This window comes from Streptococcus sp. 20925_1_44, assembly GCF_041432435.1.
GTDB classification, from domain to species: Bacteria; Bacillota; Bacilli; order Lactobacillales; family Streptococcaceae; genus Streptococcus; species Streptococcus infantis.
Window position 1 is genome coordinate 1 of record NZ_JAPVZQ010000003.1, and the last position, 22,035, is coordinate 22,035.

The following is a 22,035-nucleotide window of genomic DNA, read 5'->3' on the forward strand; positions in this document are numbered from 1 at the left end:
TTATCCGCCATAGCTCAGTTGGTAGTAGCGCATGACTGTTAATCATGATGTCGTAGGTTCGAGTCCTACTGGCGGAGTAGTTAAACGTTCTAAGGAACGTTTTTTTGTTTTCTTGGCTTTATTTTTCTGGATTTTTCAGAGCTTTTTTCCATCTATTTTTACTTCTTTTCTTTGTTTTAAGTTTGTTCAGCTTAAAATTTTTGTTTTATAGAAATATTTATCTATTTATTTTGCCTTTTTGATAAACTTGTTTTATCAATAAGAAAGGTTTTTTATATGCTTCAAAAATATTATGATCGATCTTTGGTTTTTCTAAAGCAAATCGAAAATGAATATTCAATTTTATTTCAAAGTACTGATGAATGGGAATTACTTCATCTTAAATTTTTACTTTATTATTTAATTCGTTTTAAGATTAAGAATGAGAAGGATTTTCTTCTCTATCATTTTAGGGCTGCTTATCGTATCTATCTTAATCATTTACTTGGACAAACATTCAATTATTGTTAGTAGATACAGTTATTTTCATTTATTACGAACAATAATAAGTAATTTATAAAAAATATTTAGATTATGCTAAATTTTTATATTTTTTTAAATCAAAAGTGAAAGAATTCCCTAATCTTTTCTAGTGTTAATTCTTGATAAAATAGGCTTTTTTTCTTATAATAAATTGTAAGATATTATTGTGGGTGAGAGTCCCACCATGTATATGAGAAAGGACGAGCCTTTTGGCTCAGACGAAAAATTATTATGACTTCAGTTGTTGTTGTAGGTACCCAATGGGGTGATGAAGGTAAAGGGAAAATTACAGATTTTCTTTCAGCTAATGCGGAAGTGATTGCTCGTTACCAAGGCGGAGATAATGCAGGTCACACAATTGTTATTGATGGAAAGAAATTTAAATTGCACTTGATTCCTTCAGGTATTTTCTTCCCTGAAAAAATCTCTGTAATTGGTAATGGGATGGTAGTAAACCCTAAATCTCTTGTCAAAGAATTGTCTTATTTGCATGAAGAAGGTGTTACAACAGATAATCTAAGGATTTCTGATCGTGCGCATGTTATTTTGCCTTATCACATTGAGTTAGACCGTCTTCAAGAAGAAGCTAAGGGTGATAACAAGATTGGGACGACAATTAAAGGAATTGGTCCAGCCTATATGGACAAGGCAGCTCGTGTTGGAATTCGTATTGCGGATCTTTTGGATAAAGAAATCTTCCGTGAACGTTTAGAACGTAATCTTGCTGAGAAAAATCGTCAATTTGTAAAATTGTATGATAGTGAACCTATTTCAATTGATGATATTTTTGAAGAATACTATGAGTATGGCCAACAAATCAAGCAATATGTGACTGATACTTCAGTTATCTTGAACGACGCGCTTGATAATGGTAAACGTGTTCTCTTTGAGGGTGCACAAGGTGTTATGTTAGATATCGACCAAGGTACCTATCCATTTGTTACTTCATCAAACCCAGTGGCTGGTGGTGTGACAATTGGTTCTGGAGTAGGTCCAAGCAAGATTGACAAAGTTGTCGGTGTATGTAAGGCTTATACAAGTCGTGTAGGTGATGGTCCTTTCCCAACTGAGCTATTTGATGAAGTTGGTGATCGTATTCGTGAAGTGGGGCATGAGTATGGGACAACTACTGGGCGTCCTCGCCGTGTAGGTTGGTTCGACTCAGTTGTTATGCGTCATAGCCGTCGTGTTTCTGGCATCACAAATCTCTCTTTGAACTCTATCGATGTTTTGAGTGGCTTGGATACAGTAAAAATCTGTGTGGCTTATGATCTTGATGGTCAACGAATTGATTACTACCCAGCTAGTCTCGAACAATTGAAACGTTGTAAACCAATCTACGAAGAATTGCCTGGTTGGTCTGAAGATATCACTGGAGTACGTAATTTGGAAGACCTTCCTGAAAATGCACGCAACTATGTTCGCCGTGTTAGCGAATTGGTGGGTGTTCGTATTTCAACATTCTCAGTAGGTCCTGGTCGTGAACAGACAAATATTTTAGAAAGTGTTTGGTCATAGGAGATTTTTTAAGATTTGTTTAAGACAGGTTGGATATACTATAGACAGTTACAAGAAGACCTCCTAACTTGTTGTAACAAATTTCCTAAACTTTTCTTTTTCATAATAATCTCCCTATAAAGTCACCGCATTCGGTGGCTTTTTTTGTGTTGAGAAACATGGTATAATGATAGAATTGATAGCTAGGAAGAGAGAAGAGATGAATTACACGCTTGAAGAAAAAGAAGCTTTTATGAGAGAGGCCTTAAAAGAGGCAGAGATTGCTTTAGAGCATGATGAAATCCCGATTGGTTGTGTAATTGTCAAGGACGGAAAAGTCATTGGGAGAGGACACAATGCGCGAGAGGAGTTGCAACGGGCAGTCATGCATGCGGAAATTATGGCCATAGAGAATGCTAATTTGAGCGAAGAGAGTTGGCGTTTGCTCGATTGTACGCTTTTTGTGACCATTGAGCCTTGTGTTATGTGTAGTGGGGCAATTGGTCTTGCACGGATTCCAAACGTGGTCTACGGGGCTAAAAACCAGAAATTTGGCGCTGCTGGGAGCTTGTACGATATTTTAACAGATGAGAGGCTCAATCACCGTGTGGACGTTGAAACAGGTGTTTTAGAGAATAAGTGCGCAGAGATTATGCAAGACTTTTTCCGAAATCGACGTAAAAAATAATTTCTCTTTAAAAATAGAGGAGAATGTGGTATAATAACTAGTGGAGCAACAGTTCTGCGTGAAGCGGGTCAGGGGAGGAATCCAGCAGCCCTAAGCGAGTGTGAATTGTGTGCTCTTTTTTCGTGCTTTTTTCGAATAAATAAGATAAAATAGCCTAGAATAAAAGATTAAAAAGAGGGAAATATGAAAATTCGTGGTTTTGAATTAGTTTCTAGTTTTACAGATGAAACTTTGTTACCTAAACGTGAGACAGCGCATGCAGCTGGCTACGACTTAAAGGTTGCGGTGCGTACGGTTCTCGCTCCAGGAGAGATTGTTCTCGTCCCAACGGGTGTTAAGGCTTATATGCAGCCGACTGAAGTGCTCTATCTTTATGACCGTTCATCAAATCCTCGTAAAAAAGGTTTGGTCTTGATTAACTCTGTCGGTGTCATTGACGGGGACTATTATGGCAATCCAGGGAATGAGGGACATATCTTTGCACAGATGAAGAATATCACAGACCAAGAAGTTGTTCTTGAAGTTGGGGAACGTGTAGTTCAGGCTGTCTTTGCACCATTTTTAATCGCAGATGGAGATGAGGCAGAGGGGGTGCGGACTGGTGGATTTGGATCGACAGGGCACTAAGATGAAGATTATCTTTGTACGTCATGGAGAGCCAGATTATAGTATGCTTGATAAACTTGAAAATCCGCAACTCTATAGTGGTTTTGGTCGTGATTTAGCACCATTGACAGGAAAAGGTCGCAGTCTGGCAAAAGAAGTTGCTAAAACCGCATGTTTTGGAAAGGCAGAGATTATTATTTCATCGTCTGTGACGAGGGCTTTAGAAACAGCACATTATATAGCAGTTGAAACAGGATTGGACTTATTTGTAGAGCCGTTTTTTCATGAGTGGCGTCCAGACTTAGATGGCACTAACTCTGATTTAACTAGTGTATTGGTAGCTCATGAATATTATCTAAAACATCAAGGAGTTTTATCTGAAGATTCTCCTTATCGCTATGAAACTGATCTAGAGATGCGTCATCGTTTTTTAAGAGCTTTGGAAAAATATAAAAATTATAAAACTATTATCATTGTAACTCACGGAATGCTCATGCGCCAATTTGTACCAGACAAGAAGATTGATTTTTGCCAAGTGATTGAATGTGAGATAGAGATATAGAAAGAGGTTTATTATCGCAAAGAAAAAGGCGACATTTGTGTGTCAAAATTGTGAATATAATTCCCCCAAGTATTTAGGGCGCTGTCCAAACTGTGGGTATTGGTCTTCTTTTGTTGAAGAGGTTGAGGTTGCAGAGGTCAAGAATACGCGTGTGTCCTTGACGGGGGAGAAAAGACAGAAAGAAGAAATTTGCGACCGGCTTGCTGCTTGTATCTTCTCGTATCTTTGAGAAGCGTTGGGCTTCTTGCTTTACTAATCCAGATTTAAAAGATTTTTTAGAGGAAAACGGTGCTAAAAGCATAGAGTTTATAGGGGTAGATGGCAATGGCTGTGTTAAGGCTTCCGTTTTGGCAGCTACCAAGGAGAATTAATAGTTTTATGGGGATCTTAATATGAAAATTATTTTTATCCGTCACGGGGAGCCAAATTACCGTGAGTTAGAGGAGCGTTCTTATACGGGATTTGGGATAGACTTGGCCCCTTTATCGGTGAAAGGAAGACAACAAGTTCAGGAACTTTGCAAAAATCCTTTGTTTGGCTCAGCTGATATCCTGGTGTCTTCTGCAGTGACGCGAGCTTTAGAAACGGCTTTTTATGTATCCTGTGCTACTGGCCTTCCTTTGAGGGTAGAGCCATTATTGCATGAATGGCAAGTTTATGAAACAGGTATAGAGAACTTTGAAACAGCTAGATGTCTGTTTTTAGAAAACAAGGGGGAGTTGCTCCCAAATTCTCCTGTTCAATATGAGACAGCTGTAGAGATGAAGTCTCGTTTTCTAGAATGCATGGCTAAGTATCGGGAACATCAAACTGTGGTAGTTGTAGCCCATCGCATGCTCATGCGCCAGTTTGTACCGAATGAAACTATTGATTTTTGCCAAGTGATTGAGTGTGAGATAGAGATTTAGAAAGAGGTTTATTATCGCAAAGAAAAAGGCGACATTTGTGTGTCAAAATTGTGAATATAATTCACCTAAGTATTTAGGGCGCTGTCCAAACTGTGGAGCTTGGTCTTCTTTTGTGGAGGAAGTTGAGGTTGCAGAGGTCAAGAATGCTCGTGTGTCCTTGACAGGTGAGAAAACCAAGCCTATGAAATTGGCTGAAGTAACTTCTATTAATGTCAATCGAACCAAGACTGAGATGGAGGAATTCAACCGTGTACTCGGTGGGGGTGTGGTACCAGGGAGTCTCGTCCTAATTGGTGGAGATCCAGGTATTGGAAAATCAACCCTTCTCTTACAAGTTTCAACCCAGTTGTCTCAAGTAGGAACGGTCCTCTATGTCAGTGGTGAGGAGTCTGCCCAGCAGATCAAACTCCGTGCAGAGCGCTTGGGGGATATTGATAGTGAGTTTTATCTCTATGCAGAGACCAATATGCAGAGCGTGAGAGCTGAGGTGGAGCGAATCCAACCAGACTTTCTTATCATCGATTCGATCCAGACCATTATGTCTCCTGAGATTTCTGGAGTGCAAGGATCGGTTTCTCAAGTACGCGAGGTGACAGCTGAACTCATGCAGCTGGCCAAGACCAATAACATCGCCATCTTTATCGTCGGCCATGTGACCAAGGAAGGAACCTTGGCGGGACCTCGAATGTTGGAACATATGGTGGATACGGTGCTTTACTTTGAAGGGGAACGTCACCATACCTTCCGAATCCTGAGAGCAGTCAAAAACCGTTTTGGCTCGACCAATGAGATTGGCATTTTTGAGATGCAGTCAGGTGGTTTGGTTGAGGTTCTCAATCCAAGTGAGGTATTTCTGGAAGAGCGCTTGGATGGAGCGACTGGTTCGTCCATCGTTGTGACAATGGAAGGAACACGTCCAATTCTTGCGGAAGTGCAGGCCTTGGTGACGCCGACCATGTTTGGAAATGCTAAGCGTACGACGACAGGGCTTGATTTCAATCGCGCTAGCTTGATTATGGCTGTTTTGGAAAAACGGGCTGGTCTCTTGCTTCAAAATCAGGATGCCTATCTCAAATCAGCTGGTGGTGTCAAATTAGATGAGCCTGCTATTGACCTGGCTGTTGCAGTTGCTATTGCTTCTAGCTACAAGGACAAACCAACCAATCCTCAGGAATGTTTTGTAGGAGAGTTGGGTTTGACGGGAGAGATTCGGCGCGTAAATCGTATCGAACAACGGATCAATGAAGCTGCTAAACTTGGATTTACAAAAATCTATGTACCAAAAAATTCCCTAACAGGTATAAAGCCACCTAAGGAAATTCAGGTGATTGGGGTGACGACTATTCAGGAAGTCTTGAAAAAAGTATTCTCCTAATCGTTTTACTCAGGTTTAGATTACTAATTATTTTATTGCTAACATTTATTAAAAGTAAGGAGGAATTTCTGATGAAATTTTCTATGGATAGTCACATGCAGTTTCCTTTGGTAGAGTTGTCGCTCAATCAGGGGGAAACGGTCTTTATTCAGCGCGGTAGCATGGTCTACCACACACCTAATGTAAGTCTCAATACCCAGCTCAATGCAAGCGGTTCTGGTTTGGGACGTTTTGTCAAAGCTGTAGGGCGTTCAATGGTTTCTGGTGAAAGCACCTTTATCACTCAAGCTGTTGCAGAGTCTGACAACGGCAACCTTGCTTTAGCACCAGACACTCCTGGTCAAGTGATTGCTCTTGAGCTAGGCGAAAAGCAATATCGATTGAATGATGGAGCCTTTTTAGCTCTTGATGGTACAGCTTTCTATACAATGGAGCGCCAGTCTATTGGGAAAGCTCTGTTCGGAGGGCAAGGCGGTCTCTTTGTGATGACAACCCAAGGTCAGGGAACTCTTTTGGCCAATGCTTTTGGATCTATTAAGAAAATTGAGTTGCAAAACCAAGAAATAACCATTGACAATGCCCATGTGGTGGCTTGGAGTCAATCTCTGGACTATGATATCCACTTAGAAAATGGCTTCTGGCAGTCTATTGGTACAGGCGAAGGAGTGGTGAATACCTTCCGAGGGACTGGTGAGGTCTATGTACAAAGTCTCAATCTTCAGAGCTTTGCAGGCTCTCTTAATAAGTATATCCAAAAAGGTTCATAATATTAAAAAAACTAGGACAGAAACCCAAGCTAGTTACTGGATGTCTCTGTCCCAGTTTTTTTATATGAAAGTTAACAGCTGACAAGACAAAGAAAAGATGGTAAGATAGGAGATAAATAATTTGGTGTTCAAATTATCTGGCAGACTAGAAAGTGAGTTGTCATGTCCTATTTTGAAAATTTTTTAAAAGCCAATCAAGCTTATGTAGAACTACATGGAGATTTGCATTTATCCATTAAACCCAAGACCAAGGTTGCAATCGTAACTTGTATGGATTCGCGTCTACACGTTGCGCCAGCTCTGGGGTTAGCTCTGGGAGATGCCCATATTTTACGGAATGCGGGTGGTCGAGTGACTGAGGATATGATTCGTTCACTTGTAATTTCCCAACAACAAATGGGGACAAGAGAAATTGTGGTTCTTCATCATACAGACTGCGGGGCTCAAACCTTCAATAACGAGGATTTTCAAGAGCACCTAAAATGTGAATTGGGAGTTGATGTATCTGGACAGGACTTTTTACCGTTTCAAGACATCGATGAGAGTGTTCGAGAGGATATGAAATTGCTGCGAGAATGCCCCTTAATTCCAGATGATGTTATTATTTCAGGAGCTGTTTATGATGTGGATACAGGTAGTATGAGGGAGATATACTAACTTTCTAATTAAAAGCTTCTGGAGTAGCATGAAGTAGGATGAGAAGGTTGACAAGTTTTACCTTTGATATCACTAATATAAGATAGTATAAGATAAGAGTATAAAAGTCTACTCTTGTCTTATTTTTTATTGAAAAATCGAGAAAAAAGCGCTACAATGGTAGATGGAAAAATGTTGTGAAAAACACAAGTGATACATAAATACCGGAGGAAATCATGTCTTTTTCTGATTTAAAGCTGTTTGCCCTTTCTTCAAATAGAGAATTGGCAGAGCGTGTGGCGCAAGAGATTGGGATAGAGTTGGGAAAATCGACTGTTCGTCAATTTTCAGACGGAGAAATTCAAGTTAATATCGAAGAATCGATCCGTGGAAAACACGTCTTTATTCTACAATCAACTAGCTCACCAGTAAATGATAATCTACTTGAGATTTTGATTATGGTTGACGCTTTGAAGCGCGCCAGTGCAGAATCTGTCAACGTTGTTATGCCTTACTATGGTTATGCACGTCAGGATAGAAAGGCAAGAGCGCGTGAGCCAATCACTTCAAAACTCGTTGCAAATATGCTTGAAGTAGCTGGAGTTGATCGTTTGTTGACGATTGATTTGCACGCTGCACAGATTCAAGGGTTCTTTGATATTCCGGTGGATCACTTGATGGGGGCTCCATTGATTGCGGATTACTTTGAGCGTCGTGGCATGGTTGGTTCCGACTATGTCGTTGTCAGCCCGGACCACGGTGGGGTGACTCGTGCTCGTAAATTAGCAGAATTTTTGAAAACACCAATTGCCATTATCGACAAGCGTCGTAGTGTAGACAAGATGAATACTAGTGAAGTTATGAATATCATTGGTAAGGTAGAAGGTAAGACTTGTATCTTGATTGACGATATGATTGATACAGCTGGAACCATTTGTCATGCGGCTGATGCTCTAGCAGAAGCAGGAGCTGTTGAAATTTACGCAAGTTGTACGCACCCAGTTCTTTCAGGACCAGCTATGGATAACATCCAAAAATCAGCCATTAAAAAATTGGTTGTTTTGGACACTATCTATCTTCCAGAAGAACGTTTGATTGATAAGATTGAACAAATTTCTATCGCTCATCTCCTAGGTGATGCTATTGTACGTATCCATGAAAAACGTCCTCTTTCTCCATTATTTAGTATCGAGAAAAAAATCTAAACTTTCACTTGAATAAACGAATTTCCTAGCAGACTTTTCTCTTGCTAGGAAATTTTTTATATCCAATAACTGCAAGCCTTTTCAAAATGTGCTATACTGATGAAAAGGAGGGTTTCTATGACTCAAAAATTTATCAATCCAAGTGATGGAGTGGTCCGTCAGTATCTAGCAACCAGTAAAACTCTAGCTGTAGTAGGCTTATCCGATCGTGAGGAAACAACTAGCAATCGAGTGACTAAAGAAATGCAGGCTCGTGGCTATAAAATTATTCCAGTTAACCCTAAAGCTGCAGGTGGCGAGATTTTGGGAGAAAAGGTTTATGCCAGTCTAGCTAAAATTCCTTTCCCTGTAGATATCGTCAATATCTATCGTCGAAGTGAATTTTTACCTGATGTAGCACGAGACTTTCTCAAGGCGGATGCCAAGATTTTTTGGGCACAACTAGGACTTGAAAGTTTGGAAGCAGAAAAACTCTTGCGTGCTGGGGGATGCGATGACATCGTGATGAATCGTTGCATCAAGAGAGAACATACACGTTTAATTCTTGAACAATAAAAAGGTAGCCTTTAGGCTACCTTTTGTGTTGTACTCAATGAAAATCAAAGAGCAAACTAGCCGCAGATTGCTCAAAACACTGTTTTGAGGTTGCAGATAGAACTGACGAAGTCAGTAACCATACCTACGGCAAGACGACGTTGACGTGGTTTGAAGAGATTTTCGAAGAGTATTAGAAAATACCGATGAGTAATTGCATGCCAAGGCTAGTCAGGATGATAGCGATCCAGCAAAGGGCTCCAAGAAGAATGGATTTTCCACTGGATTTGATCATAGCAATGAGGTTGGTTTTGAGACCAATAGCACTCATAGCCATGATGATGAGGAATTTGGAGAGTTGTTTGAGAGGTGAAAAGAAGCTATTGCTGACACCGAAAGATGTGAGAAGAGTAGTTAGCAGAGAAGCTAGGATGAAGTAGAGAATGAAAACGGGGAAGATTTTTTTAAGCTTTACTCCTTGGTTGTTGCCTTGTTGACGGCTCTGCCAGTAGGAGAGGAAGAGAGTAATAGGGATAATAGCCAGGGTGCGTGTCAGTTTGACAATAGTAGCAGATTCGAGAGTATTGCTTTGGTAAAGACTATCCCAGGCGCTAGCTGTGGCTGTTACAGAGGATGTATCGTTGACTGCAGTACCCGCAAAGAGAGCAAAACCTTCGTTGGAAAGATGGAGCCAAGAACCTAGAGTTGGAAAGATAAGAGCTGCCAAGACATTGAAGAAAAAGATAACAGAAATGGCTTGGGCTACTTCTTTTTCCTTGGCGTGAATAACAGGAGCAGTCGCTGCAATGGCAGAACCGCCACAGATAGAAGATCCAACTCCAATCAAGGTAGCTAGCTTTGTATCAAGGTTAAAAAATCGTTGGAAAAAGAAAGCTATAATCAAAGCGATAGAAATAGTCGAAAGGATAACAGGGAGGGAAGATTTTCCAACTGCGAAAACTTGTGAGATATTGAGTCCAAACCCAAGCAAGATAACAGCATATTGAAGCAGTTTTTTGGAGCTATAAGTCAAGCCGGCATCCAGTTGTTTATAAGAAGTGAGAAAGGGATGGAGAATCATTCCGATAAAAATGGCGAAAACAGGTGCTCCCACAACAGGCAGAAAGCCTCCTAAAACCCAAGAGATGATAGAAATGATTAGACAGACTAGCAGTCCTGCCCAATTTTTTGATAGAAATGACATAAAAACCTCCGAAAATAAATACTACTTATTATAATCTTATCTGTCAGAAAAGTAAAATAGAAAGTAGGAATAAGGTTGTAAATTAACGGAATTTTGCGGTCAGAGAGCTTTTGTAGTATAATAGATATATGTTCTTTGATCAAGGAGGATATATATGGACTTAACCAAACGCTTTAATAAACAATTAGATAAGATACAAGTATCCTTGATTCGTCAATTTGACCAGGCTATTTCAGAGATTCCTGGTGTCCTGCGATTGACCTTGGGAGAACCAGATTTTACAACGCCAGATCATATCAAGGAAGCTGCAAAGCGAGCTATTGACCAAGATCAATCCTACTATACAGGGATGAGTGGTTTGTTGACATTGCGTCAGGCGGCGAGTGATTTTGTAAAAGAGAAATATCAGCTAGACTACAATCCAGAGAATGAAATCTTGGTCACAATTGGTGCGACAGAGGCTCTATCAGCTACTCTGACAGCTATTTTGGAGGAAGGAGACAAGGTTCTCTTGCCAGCTCCTGCCTATCCTGGCTATGAGCCAATAGTTAATCTAGTCGGTGCAGAGATTGTCGAGATTGATACGACTGAAAATGGTTTTGTCTTAACTCCTGAAATGCTAGAAAAGGCAATTTTGGAGCAGGGGGACAAGCTCAAGGCAGTTATTCTCAACTATCCAGCCAACCCTACAGGAATTACTTATAGTCGCGAGCAATTAGAAGCTTTAGCAGCTGTTTTACGTAAGTATGAGATTTTCGTAGTCTGTGATGAAGTCTACTCAGAATTGACCTATACAGGGGAAAATCATGTATCTTTGGGAACTATGTTGAGAGATCAGGCAATTATCATTAACGGTCTTTCTAAATCCCATGCCATGACAGGTTGGCGTTTAGGTTTTATCTTTGCACCAGCAAACTTCACAGCTCAACTCATCAAGAGTCATCAGTATTTGGTAACTGCTGCAAACACCATGGCGCAACATGCTGCGGTGGAAGCATTGACAGCTGGTAAGAACGATGCAGAACCGATGAAGAAGGAATATATCCAACGTCGGGACTACATTATCGACAAGATGACTGACCTTGGCTTCGAGATTATCAAACCAGATGGGGCTTTTTATATCTTTGCTAAGATTCCAGCAGGCTATAATCAAGATTCCTTTGCTTTTCTGAAGGATTTTGCCCAGAAGAAGGCTGTTGCTTTTATCCCTGGTGCTGCCTTTGGACAGTATGGAGAAGGCTATGTTCGCCTATCTTATGCAGCTAGCATGGGAACCATTAGAGAAGCTATGAAACGACTTGAGGAGTACATGAGAGAAGCATGATTCAATCGATTACGAGTCAGGGTTTAGTACTTTACAATCGAAATTTTCGAGAGGATGATAAGCTTGTTAAAATCTTTACAGAACAGGCAGGGAAGCGCATGTTTTTTGTCAAACACGCCGGCCAATCCAAACTAGCTCCTGTCATTCAACCTTTAGTCTTAGCCCATTTTCTCCTAAAAGTTAATGACGATGGACTTAGTTATATAGAAGATTATCATGAGGTGAAGACTTTTCCGAAAATCAATAGTGACCTCTTTGTTATGGCTTATGCGACTTACGTTGCAGCCTTGGCAGATGCGAGTTTGCAGGATAACCAAGAAGATGCTCCCTTATTTGCTTTTTTGCAAAAGACTTTAGAGCTGATGGAAGAGGGTCTGGATTATCAAGTTTTGACCAATATTTTTGAAATTCAAATATTGACACGTTTTGGAATCAGTCTCAACTTTAATGAGTGTACCTTTTGTCATCGTGTGGGGCAAGCCTTTGACTTCTCCTTCAAATACGGGGGTTGTCTTTGTCCCGATCATTACCATGAAGATGAGAAACGATGTCATTTAAATCCCAATATTCCTTATCTGCTCAATCAATTTCAAGCCATTGATTTTGAGACCTTGGAGACTATCTCACTTAAGGCCGAAATCAAGCAGGACTTGCGCAAGTTTATGGACCAAATCTACGAGGAATATGTCGGCATTCATCTGAAATCAAAGAAATTTATTGATTCCCTAGCCGACTGGGGACAACTACTGAAAGAGGAAGACAAATGAAAAAAATCGCAGTTGATGCAATGGGTGGCGATTTCGCACCACAAGCTATTGTAGAGGGAGTTAATCAAGCCCTTGCTGACTTTTCAGATATTGAAGTCCAACTTTATGGAGATGAAAGTAAAATCAAGCAATATCTAACAGCTACAGAGCGCGTCAGCATTATCCATACAGATGAAAAAATAAATTCTGATGATGAGCCTACAAAAGCTATCCGTAAGAAGAAAAATGCCAGTATGGTATTGGCAGCCAAGGCTGTCAAAGATGGAGAGGCAGATGCAGTTCTTTCTGCAGGTAATACAGGTGCCTTGTTGGCAGCGGGATTCTTCATCGTTGGTCGTATCAAAAATATCGATCGACCAGGTCTTATGTCAACCTTGCCAACTATTGATGGGAGAGGCTTTGATATGCTTGACCTTGGTGCCAATGCAGAAAATACAGCCCATCACCTGCATCAATATGCAGTCCTAGGTTCCTTCTATGCTAGAAATGTTCGTGGTATTGAAAAACCTCGTGTAGGTTTGCTTAATAACGGGACAGAGAGCAGCAAGGGAGATCCACTCCGCAAGGAAGCCTATGACCTATTAGTGGCTGACGAGAGTTTGAATTTCGTCGGGAACGTGGAAGCGCGTGATTTGATGGATGGTGTTGCTGATGTAGTCGTAACAGATGGTTTCACGGGAAACGCTGTGCTCAAAGCTATTGAAGGGACTGCTATGGGTATCATGGGCTTGCTCAAAAATGCTATTGTAGGTGGTGGTCTTAGAGCCAAGCTAGGTGCTTTCCTTCTTAAGGATAACCTCAGAGGTTTGAAAAAACAGCTCAACTATTCAGATGTTGGAGGCGCGGTTCTGTTTGGTGTTAAGGCACCAGTAGTTAAGACTCATGGCTCAAGTGATGCCAAGGCTGTCTATAGCACAATACGCCAGATTCGTACCATGCTTGAGACAGATGTAGTTGCTCAAACTGCGCGTGAATTTTCAGAGGAATAAGGAGAACAATATGACAGAACAACAAATTTTTGACCGTATCGTAACCATCATTCAAGAGCGTCAAGGAGAAGACTTTGTCGTAACCGAAAACTTGAGCTTAAAGGATGATTTGGATGCTGATTCAGTAGATTTGATGGAATTTGTCCTAACCATTGAGGATGAATTTGGAATCGAAATCGATGATGAAGAAATTGACAACCTCCAAAGTGTCGCAGACGTATTAGCAATCATTAAAAATAGAATATAAGAAAAAGCAACATGCTGGTCATGTTGCTTTTTTGATTGTGTGGAATATTTATTTTAACGGATTTATCAATCCATATGTTTGCTTAAACTTCTAAAAGTGCTATTTGGGTGTAGATTTTGTTTTTTTAGAAAGAGTTACCTATTTCTTACTTTGTTTGGCTAAAATAATCTTACAGAACTTTTAATTAGATTGTTAAGAAAAAGGATAAGAATATGAAATTTAGGAAAAAACACTACCGCTCACAGATGGATCAGAAGGACTGCGGAGTGGCTTCGTTAGCCATGGTGTTTGGCTATTTTGGAAGCTATTATTCATTAGCACGTCTTCGTGAATTAGCCAAAACGACTACAAATGGGACGACAGCTTTGGGTCTGGTGAAGGCTGCGGAAACATTAGGTTTTGAGCCACAAGCTATTCAAGCAGACATGACTTTATTTGATTCTCCAAATTTAATCTTTCCTTTTGTGGTTCACGTGCTTAAGGACAAAGAATTATTTCATTATTACGTAGTGACAGGAAAGGATAAGCAGAATATCCATATAGCTGATCCAGATCCAGAGGTTAGATTGACAAAACTATCGCGCGAAAGATTTGAAGAAGAATGGACAGGAACAACTATCTTTGTGGCTCCCTCACCAAATTATCAGCCATATAAGGACAAGAATCAGGGTTGGACTTCTTTTCTACCTATTTTGATAAATCAGAAAGGTTTAATCATCAATATCATTTTAGCGACTGCTCTAGTAACCTTGATTAATATCGTTGGTTCGTACTATCTACAATCTATTATTGATACCTATGTACCAAATCAGACATCTTCGACCCTAAGTATTATTTCTATATGTCTTGTTATCGTGTATGCCCTCCAACAGATTTTATCTTTTGCTCAAGATTACCTATTAATTGTCCTTGGACAACGTCTATCGATTGATGTTATTTTATCTTATATCAAACATGTTTTTCATCTACCTGTGTCTTTTTTTGCGACTCGACGGACGGGAGAAATCGTGTCTCGATTTACAGATGCCAATAGTATCATAGATGCCTTAGCTTCAACCATTATTTCAATTTTTTTGGATATATCTACGGTATTGATTATTTCTATAATCTTGTTTTTGCAAAATAGTAGTCTTTTTTTCATAAGTTTATTGGGTCTCCCTATTTATGCTGCAATCATTTTTGCTTTTATGAAACCTTTTGAAAAGATGAACCGGGATACTATGGAAGCAAATGCAACCCTATCATCATCCGTTATAGAGGATATCAATGGGATTGAAACGATTAAATCCTTGGCTAGCGAAAAAACACGCTACCAAAAGATTGATAGGGAATTTGTGGATTATCTGAAAAGATCCTTTACTTATAGTAAAGCAGAAAGTCAGCAAAAAGCTCTTAAAAAACTTGCTCAACTGTCGCTAAATGTCTGCGTATTATGGATAGGGGCTAATTTTGTTATGACTGGGGAAATGAGTTTGGGCCAGTTGATTACGTATAATACACTTCTTTATTATTTTACTAATTCTCTAGAAAACATCATCAACCTTCAGAGTAAGCTTCAAACAGCTCAAGTTGCTAATAGTCGTCTCAACGAGGTGTATCTGGTCAAATCCGAGTTTGAAGAACAGAAAATGGTAGAGGATTTGAGTATGGTTCAAGGAGATATGACTTTCAAGGGAATTCACTACAAGTATGAATATGGTCAAGATATCTTATCAGATATCAATTTGACAATCAAACAGGGCTCTAAAATAGCTCTTGTAGGGATTTCAGGATCAGGAAAGTCGACCCTAGCTAAGATGATGGTTAATTTTTACAGCCCAAATCAGGGAGAAATCAGACTGGGGGATATGAATTTAAATCAGATTGATAAAAAGTCTCTGCGCCAATATATCAACTATTTACCTCAACAACCCTATGTATTCAATGGAACAATTTTAGAAAATCTCCTTCTCGGAGCTAAGGAGGGTACGACTCGGGAGGATATACTGCGTGCAGTTGAGCTAGCAGAAATTCGTGAAGATATTGAGCGTATGCCCTTGAATTACCAGACAGAATTGACTTCTGATGGGACAGGAATTTCTGGTGGCCAACGCCAGAGGATTGCTTTAGCGCGTGCTCTCTTGACAGATGCCCCTATCTTGATTCTGGACGAGGCGACGAGCAGCCTAGATATCTTAACAGAGAAACGGATAGTAGACAATCTCATGAATCTAGATAAGACCTTGATTTTCATTGCTCACCGCTTGACTATTGCTGAACGAGTGGAGAAAGTTGTCGTTTTGGATCGGGGTAAGATTGTAGAGGAGGGGAATCATGCTGACTTACTTGCTCAAAATAGTTTTTATACTCATTTAGTTAACTGTTAGAAAGGAGAAATAATGCACCTTGAATTTTTAGAAAGTGCGGAATTTTATAATCGACGTTATCATAATTTTTCCAGCCGAGTGATTTTTCCTATGTCACTTTTGGTGGTGTTTACGTTTGGATTTGCAATGTTTGCAGAAAAGGAAATTAGTTTATCTTCGAAAGCTACAGTTGAACCTAGTCGTATCATTGCTAATATCCAATCAACTAGTAATAGGCGGATGGTAGTCAATTATCTGGAAGAGAACAAACAAGTGCAACGAGGAGATTTACTTGTTCAGTATCAGGAGGTTGGAGATGTGATCCAGGATGAAGCCAATGTTAATCAGTTGGAGAGTTTTAGAAATCATCAAAGTAAAACAAGTAACCTTAAGAACAGTACTACACAGCCCAATATAGGTCTCTTTTCTCAGAATTCTTCGACTGTACAAGAGCAGATTGCTTTAGAGCAGGATGATTTAGAAAGAGAAATAGGCAAAAAAAATCAAACTAGCTTACTCGAAAAAGGAACAATAAGAGCCCAGGAAGACGGAGTTCTTTATCTCAATCCTGAAAGGAATCAATCTGCGGTAGTTACAGAAGGAACATTACTGGCTAAATTATATCCACTATTAGATAGAGAAGGGAAAACAAAATTGACGGCCTATCTTAGTTCAAAAGATATTGTGAGAATCAAGATTGGAGATTCTGTACGCTTTACCACGACTAATGGTGCTAATGGTCAAGTGAGACTTGTTTCTACTATCACTAGTATTGATACAATTGCAACGAGAACTGACCAAGGAAATTTCTTTAAAATAGAAGCGGAAACAAAAATAACTCAAGAACAAGCTGAAAAGCTTAGGTACGGTTTAGAAGGCCGTTTACAGATAATTACAGGCAAGAAAAGTTATTTACGCTATTATTTGGATGATTTCTTGAATTGGGAATAATGATCACTTTTTCTCAAATAATATTTAAAAACTGTAATCCTAAAAAGATTTACAGTTTTTTATAAAACTCAGGAGGGAATACGTTTACGTTCGTAAAACATTTGATTTCTGCTTGTTTTTGTGTTAGAATGAGGCCAAGTAATACGAAAGGCGAATAATAAAATGTCCAGTAAACTTATTTATACGGGAAAAGCTAAAGATATCTATACTACAGAAGACGAACATGTGATTAGGTCCGTTTATAAGGACCAAGCTACCATGCTAAATGGAGCTCGTAAAGAGACCATCGAAGGCAAAGGTGTGCTCAATAATCATATTTCGTCTCTTATTTTTGAAAAATTGAATGCTGCGGGTGTGGCTACTCACTTTATCGAACGTATCTCTGACACAGAACAACTCAACAAGAAAGTGAAAATCATTCCTTTGGAGGTTGTTCTTCGTAACGTGACTGCGGGTTCTTTTTCTAAACGTTTTGGCGTGGAAGAAGGTTTGAACTTGAAAACTCCTATCGTTGAATTTTACTATAAGAACGATGATTTGGATGATCCATTTATCAATGATGAGCATGTGAAGTTCTTGGATATTGCCAATGATGAACAAATCGCTTATATCAAGGAAGAAACGCGTCGTATCAATGGATTGCTGAAAGATTGGTTTGCGCAAATTGGTCTTCGTTTGATTGATTTTAAATTGGAATTTGGTTTTGATAAGGATGGCAAGATTATCTTGGCAGACGAATTCTCACCAGATAACTGCCGCCTTTGGGATGCTGAAGGGCACCACATGGATAAGGATGTTTTCCGTAGAGATTTGGGCAGTCTAACGGATGTTTATAAGGTTGTGTTAGAGAAGTTGCAGGGATTGAAGTAACCTGTTTGAAACGGAAAACCTTCGTCTCTCAAGTAAAAGGACTCAGGCTGAAAAGGTCTACTAGACCTTTTCACTCCGTCGTGATCTTGGTAGCTTGACAGATGTTTATAAGGTTGTGTTAGAGAAATTGCAGGGATTGAAGTAAAGTTTTACTTGGTCATCACTACAATCTTTAAGTAGAAATAGATAAAGGAACTAAAATGGATAAACGTATTTTCGTTGAGAAAAAAGCTGATTTTCGTGTCAAATCTGACTCTTTGGCAAAAGAATTACAACATAATCTTCAGTTGAAAACTTTGAATGATCTTCGAATTGTTCAGGTTTATGATGTCTTTGATTTGGCAGAGGACTTGTTTGCACGTGCAGAAAAACACATTTTCTCTGAGCAAGTGACCGATACTGTTTTGGATGAAGCTGAAGTGAAGGCTGATCTTGAGAAGGTTGCTTTCTTTGCTATCGAAAGTTTGCCTGGTCAATTTGACCAACGTGCGGCGTCTTCACAAGAAGCTTTGCTTTTGCTTGGTAGTTCAAGTGATGTAACGGTGAATACAGCGCAACTTTACTTGGTTAACAAGGATATTGATGCGAATGAGTTGGAAGCTGTCAAAAATTACCTTTTGAACCCAGTGGATTCTCGTTTCAAAGACATCACTGTTGGTATTGCGAAACAGGATTTCTCTGAGTCTGACAAGACCATTCCAAATTTGGATTTCTTTGAAACATATACAGCAGAAGATTTTGCACAGTATAAGGCTGAGCAAGGCTTGGCCATGGAAGTGGATGACCTTCTCTTCATTCAAGACTATTTCAAGTCCATTGGACGTGTACCAACTGAGACTGAGTTGAAGGTGTTGGATACTTACTGGTCTGACCACTGCCGTCACACAACTTTTGAGACTGAGTTGAAGAATATCGACTTCTCAGCTTCTAAATTCCAAAAACAATTGCAAGCGACTTATGACAAGTATATTGCTATGCGTGATGAGTTGGGACGTACAGAGAAACCTCAAACCTTGATGGATATGGCCACTATTTTCGGCCGTTATGAGCGTGCCAATGGTCGTTTGGACGACATGGAAGTGTCTGATGAAATCAATGCCTGCTCTGTTGAAATTGAAGTGGATGTCAATGGTGTCAAAGAACCATGGCTTCTCATGTTCAAGAACGAAACTCACAACCACCCAACGGAAATCGAACCATTTGGTGGAGCGGCTACCTGTATCGGTGGGGCCATTCGTGACCCATTGTCAGGGCGTTCCTATGTTTACCAAGCCATGCGTATTTCAGGTGCTGGCGATATTACAGCTCCAATTTCAGAAACTCGTGCTGGTAAATTACCACAACAAGTGATTTCTAAAACAGCAGCCCACGGTTATTCTTCATATGGTAACCAAATTGGTCTTGCAACAACCTATGTTCGTGAATACTTCCACCCAGGTTTCGTTGCTAAGCGTATGGAGCTAGGTGCCGTAGTCGGTGCGGCTCCTAAGGAAAATGTTGTCCGTGAAAAACCTGAAGCAGGTGATGTGATTATCTTGCTCGGAGGTAAGACTGGACGTGATGGTGTTGGTGGTGCGACAGGTTCATCTAAAGTTCAAACGGTTGAATCTGTTGAAACAGCTGGTGCTGAGGTTCAAAAAGGGAATGCCATCGAAGAACGGAAGATTCAACGTCTTTTCCGTAATGGGGAAGTGACACGTCTGATTAAGAAATCAAATGACTTTGGTGCTGGTGGTGTCTGTGTGGCTATCGGTGAATTGGCTGATGGTCTTGAAATTGATCTAGACAAAGTGCCATTGAAATACCAAGGCTTGAACGGTACAGAAATTGCTATCTCTGAATCTCAGGAACGGATGGCTGTAGTGGTTCGTCCAAAAGACGTAGACGCCTTCATTGCAGCATGTAACAAAGAAAATATTGACGCTGTTGTCGTTGCGACAGTGACTGAAAAACCAAATCTTGTTATGCACTGGAATGGCGAAACCATCGTTGATTTGGAACGTCGTTTCCTTGATACAAACGGTGTACGTGTAGTTGTGGATGCTAAGGTAGTTGACAAGGATGTCAAGCTTCCAGAAGAACGTCAAACATCTGCTGAAACCCTTGAAGCTGATACTCTTGAAGTCTTGGCTGACCTTAACCATGCAAGTCAAAAAGGGTTGCAAACTATCTTTGATAGTTCAGTTGGACGTTCAACGGTCAATCACCCACTCGGTGGTCGCTACCAAATCACACCAACGGAAGCTTCTGTACAGAAATTGCCAGTCCAACATGGTGTGACACATACGGCATCAGTCATGGCGCAAGGGTTCAACCCTTATGTAGCAGAATGGTCTCCATATCATGGTGCGGCTTATGCGGTCATCGAAGCAACCGCTCGTTTGGTTGCTGCTGGTGCAAACTGGTCTAAGGCTCGTTTCTCTTATCAAGAATACTTCGAGCGTATGGATAAACAAGCAGAGCGTTTTGGTCAACCAGTAGCAGCTCTTCTTGGCTCCATTGAAGCTCAGATTCAACTTGGTTTGCCATCTATCGGTGGTAAAGACTCTATGTCTGGTACATTTGAAGAATTGACAGTACCACCAACCTTGGTTGCTTTTGGTGTCACAACTGCAGATAGCCGTAAGGTCTTTTCTCCAGAATTTAAAGTTGCTGGTGAAAATATCTATTACATCCCAGGTCAAGCTTTGGGACAAGAAATTGACTTTGATCTTATCAAGTCTAACTTTGCTCAGTTTGAAGCCATCCAAGCTGACCACAAAGTGACAGCTGCATCAGCGGTCAAATATGGTGGTATCCTTGAAGCTCTTGCACTTGCAACGTTTGGGAACCATATCGGTGCCACTGTAAGCCTTGAAAATATTGAGACTGCTTTGACAGCTCAATTAGGTGGATTCATCTTCACATCTCCGGAAGAGATTTCAAGTGTTGCCAAGATTGGACAAACAGCAGCTGACTTTACACTTACTGTCAACGATGTAACGCTTGATGGACACAAACTTGACAGTGCCTTCCAAGGTAAATTGGAAGAAGTTTACCCAACGGAATTTGCACAAGCAACTGAGTTGGAAGAAGTTCCTGCTGTGGCATCAGATGCTGTCATCAAAGCTAAAGAAACAGTTGAGACACCAGTGGTTTACATCCCAGTGTTCCCAGGTACTAACTCTGAATACGATTCAGCTAAGGCCTTTGAAAAAGAAGGTGCGAAAGTCAACTTAGTACCATTTGTCACATTGAATGAAGAGGCTATTGTCAAGTCTGTTGACACAATGGTTGACAATATCGGAAAAGCCAACATTATCTTCTTTGCAGGTGGCTTCTCAGCCGCTGACGAACCTGATGGATCAGCTAAATTCATCGTTAATATCTTGCTTAACGAAAAAGTACGTGCAGCTATCGATAGCTTCATCGAAGGTGGTGGTTTGATTATCGGTATCTGTAACGGATTCCAAGCTCTTGTCAAATCTGGTCTTCTTCCATATGGTAACTTTGAAGATGCAAACAGTACTAGTCCAACTCTCTTCTACAATGATGCCAACCAACACGTGGCTAAGATGGTTGAAACACGGATTGCTAACACGAACTCACCATGGCTTGCTGGCGTGAAAGTTGGTGACATCCATGCCATCCCAGTATCACACGGTGAAGGTAAGTTTGTCGTGACAGCTGAGGAATTTGCAGAACTTCGTGACAATGGTCAAATCTTTACCCAATATGTTGACTTCGAAGGCAAACCAAGCATGGACTCTAAATACAATCCAAATGGTTCTGTCAATGCGATTGAAGGTATCACAAGCAAGAACGGTCAAATTATTGGTAAGATGGGTCACTCAGAACGTTTCGAAGACGGTCTTTTCCAAAATATTCCAGGGAATAAAGACCAATATCTCTTTGCATCAGCGGTTAAATACTTTACTGGAAAATAGGCTTTGCAGATTTTCTAATAGATAACCATCAGTAAATGTAAAATCAAGTAGATCTAACTTACGACAATTGCAAATGATTTATTGTTGCGAGTGAAACGAGCTTCTGCCGTAT

At 40.2% G+C, this 22,035-nt stretch carries 20 protein-coding genes, 1 tRNA gene, 1 other RNA gene and 2 pseudogenes; 23 read left to right on the forward strand and 1 reads right to left on the reverse strand.

Annotated features, from left to right (window positions below):
* The first annotated feature begins 3 nt into the window (after positions 1 to 3).
* The 15 genes and pseudogenes from O3643_RS04345 to O3643_RS04415 all read left to right on the forward strand — a co-directional run bounded on the left by O3643_RS04345 (position 4) and on the right by O3643_RS04415 (position 9,321).
* Positions 4 to 77: transfer RNA gene (locus O3643_RS04345), tRNA-Asn, on the forward strand.
* 199 nt (positions 78 to 276) lie between these two features.
* Positions 277 to 510: a sigma(X)-activator ComW gene (gene comW, locus O3643_RS04350; protein WP_025170381.1), complete on the forward strand. Its 234-nt coding sequence runs from the start codon at positions 277 to 279 to the stop codon at positions 508 to 510.
* 243 nt (positions 511 to 753) lie between these two features.
* Positions 754 to 2,040: an adenylosuccinate synthase gene (locus tag O3643_RS04355; protein ID WP_004250345.1), complete on the forward strand. Its 1,287-nt coding sequence runs from the start codon at positions 754 to 756 to the stop codon at positions 2,038 to 2,040.
* Between the two features lie 199 nt (positions 2,041 to 2,239).
* On the forward strand, positions 2,240 to 2,707 hold the full coding sequence (gene tadA / locus O3643_RS04360; protein WP_371500102.1) for a tRNA adenosine(34) deaminase TadA: 468 nt from the start codon (positions 2,240 to 2,242) through the stop codon (positions 2,705 to 2,707).
* A gap of 32 nt (positions 2,708 to 2,739) precedes the next feature.
* An RNA gene (ffs, locus tag O3643_RS04365) (signal recognition particle sRNA small type) lies at positions 2,740 to 2,838 on the forward strand.
* A 52-nt stretch (positions 2,839 to 2,890) separates the two neighbouring features.
* Positions 2,891 to 3,334 (forward strand): dUTP diphosphatase, encoded by a 444-nt coding sequence (locus O3643_RS04370; RefSeq protein WP_371500104.1) that lies wholly within the window; start codon positions 2,891 to 2,893, stop codon positions 3,332 to 3,334.
* A 1-nt stretch (position 3,335) separates the two neighbouring features.
* Positions 3,336 to 3,875, forward strand: a complete 540-nt coding sequence (locus O3643_RS04375; protein ID WP_269798407.1) for a histidine phosphatase family protein — start codon at positions 3,336 to 3,338, stop codon at positions 3,873 to 3,875.
* Positions 3,876 to 3,885: 10 nt separating this feature from the next.
* Positions 3,886 to 4,047 (forward strand): annotated as a pseudogene (locus O3643_RS04380) (DNA repair protein RadA); the annotation flags it as partial.
* A pseudogene (locus O3643_RS04385) lies at positions 4,043 to 4,243 on the forward strand (isochorismatase family protein); the annotation flags it as partial. The pseudogenes O3643_RS04380 and O3643_RS04385, both read left to right, overlap by 5 nt.
* Before the next feature lie 24 nt (positions 4,244 to 4,267).
* Positions 4,268 to 4,783 carry a histidine phosphatase family protein gene (locus tag O3643_RS04390; protein ID WP_371500106.1) on the forward strand — a complete coding sequence of 172 codons (516 nt, stop codon included), beginning with the start codon at positions 4,268 to 4,270 and terminating at the stop codon, positions 4,781 to 4,783.
* A gap of 10 nt (positions 4,784 to 4,793) precedes the next feature.
* Positions 4,794 to 6,158 (forward strand): DNA repair protein RadA, encoded by a 1,365-nt coding sequence (radA, locus tag O3643_RS04395; RefSeq protein ID WP_080555149.1) that lies wholly within the window; start codon positions 4,794 to 4,796, stop codon positions 6,156 to 6,158.
* 71 nt (positions 6,159 to 6,229) lie between these two features.
* On the forward strand, positions 6,230 to 6,925 hold the full coding sequence (locus O3643_RS04400; RefSeq protein WP_214262543.1) for a TIGR00266 family protein: 696 nt from the start codon (positions 6,230 to 6,232) through the stop codon (positions 6,923 to 6,925).
* A 162-nt stretch (positions 6,926 to 7,087) separates the two neighbouring features.
* Positions 7,088 to 7,582, forward strand: coding sequence for a carbonic anhydrase (locus O3643_RS04405; RefSeq protein WP_004250355.1), 495 nt, complete (start codon positions 7,088 to 7,090; stop codon positions 7,580 to 7,582).
* A 215-nt stretch (positions 7,583 to 7,797) separates the two neighbouring features.
* The gene (locus O3643_RS04410; RefSeq protein WP_371500108.1) at positions 7,798 to 8,766 is read left to right on the forward strand and encodes a ribose-phosphate diphosphokinase; all 969 of its coding nucleotides are present in this window, start codon (positions 7,798 to 7,800) and stop codon (positions 8,764 to 8,766) included.
* A gap of 117 nt (positions 8,767 to 8,883) precedes the next feature.
* Positions 8,884 to 9,321, forward strand: a complete 438-nt coding sequence (locus O3643_RS04415; RefSeq protein WP_371500110.1) for a CoA-binding protein — start codon at positions 8,884 to 8,886, stop codon at positions 9,319 to 9,321.
* Positions 9,322 to 9,493: 172 nt separating this feature from the next.
* Here the strand turns inward: O3643_RS04415 and O3643_RS04420 are convergent, their stop codons facing one another.
* Positions 9,494 to 10,504 (reverse strand): YeiH family protein, encoded by a 1,011-nt coding sequence (locus tag O3643_RS04420; protein ID WP_314849712.1) that lies wholly within the window; start codon positions 10,502 to 10,504, stop codon positions 9,494 to 9,496.
* Between the two features lie 154 nt (positions 10,505 to 10,658).
* Here O3643_RS04420 and O3643_RS04425 point away from each other — a divergent pair, with 154 nt between their 5' ends.
* The 8 genes from O3643_RS04425 to O3643_RS04460 all read left to right on the forward strand — a co-directional run bounded on the left by O3643_RS04425 (position 10,659) and on the right by O3643_RS04460 (position 21,923).
* On the forward strand, positions 10,659 to 11,828 hold the full coding sequence (locus tag O3643_RS04425; protein ID WP_371500112.1) for a pyridoxal phosphate-dependent aminotransferase: 1,170 nt from the start codon (positions 10,659 to 10,661) through the stop codon (positions 11,826 to 11,828).
* Positions 11,825 to 12,595, forward strand: a complete 771-nt coding sequence (gene recO, locus O3643_RS04430; protein ID WP_006150509.1) for a DNA repair protein RecO — start codon at positions 11,825 to 11,827, stop codon at positions 12,593 to 12,595. Before O3643_RS04425 ends, recO begins: the two co-directional genes overlap by 4 nt.
* Positions 12,592 to 13,584, forward strand: coding sequence for a phosphate acyltransferase PlsX (plsX, locus tag O3643_RS04435; protein ID WP_371500114.1), 993 nt, complete (start codon positions 12,592 to 12,594; stop codon positions 13,582 to 13,584). Before recO ends, plsX begins: the two co-directional genes overlap by 4 nt.
* A gap of 10 nt (positions 13,585 to 13,594) precedes the next feature.
* Complete coding sequence (locus O3643_RS04440; RefSeq protein ID WP_006153141.1) at positions 13,595 to 13,831, forward strand: acyl carrier protein; 237 nt, start codon at positions 13,595 to 13,597, stop codon at positions 13,829 to 13,831.
* A 212-nt stretch (positions 13,832 to 14,043) separates the two neighbouring features.
* A complete protein-coding gene (comA, locus tag O3643_RS04445) occupies positions 14,044 to 16,197 on the forward strand; it encodes a peptide cleavage/export ABC transporter ComA (RefSeq protein ID WP_371500117.1) in 2,154 nt (717 codons plus the stop codon).
* Positions 16,198 to 16,209: 12 nt separating this feature from the next.
* Positions 16,210 to 17,127 (forward strand): HlyD family efflux transporter periplasmic adaptor subunit, encoded by a 918-nt coding sequence (locus O3643_RS04450; protein ID WP_371500119.1) that lies wholly within the window; start codon positions 16,210 to 16,212, stop codon positions 17,125 to 17,127.
* Positions 17,128 to 17,289: 162 nt separating this feature from the next.
* A complete protein-coding gene (gene purC, locus O3643_RS04455; RefSeq protein WP_371500121.1) occupies positions 17,290 to 17,997 on the forward strand; it encodes a phosphoribosylaminoimidazolesuccinocarboxamide synthase in 708 nt (235 codons plus the stop codon).
* Between the two features lie 200 nt (positions 17,998 to 18,197).
* A complete protein-coding gene (locus tag O3643_RS04460; protein ID WP_371500123.1) occupies positions 18,198 to 21,923 on the forward strand; it encodes a phosphoribosylformylglycinamidine synthase in 3,726 nt (1,241 codons plus the stop codon).
* Positions 21,924 to 22,035: the final 112 nt, after the last annotated feature.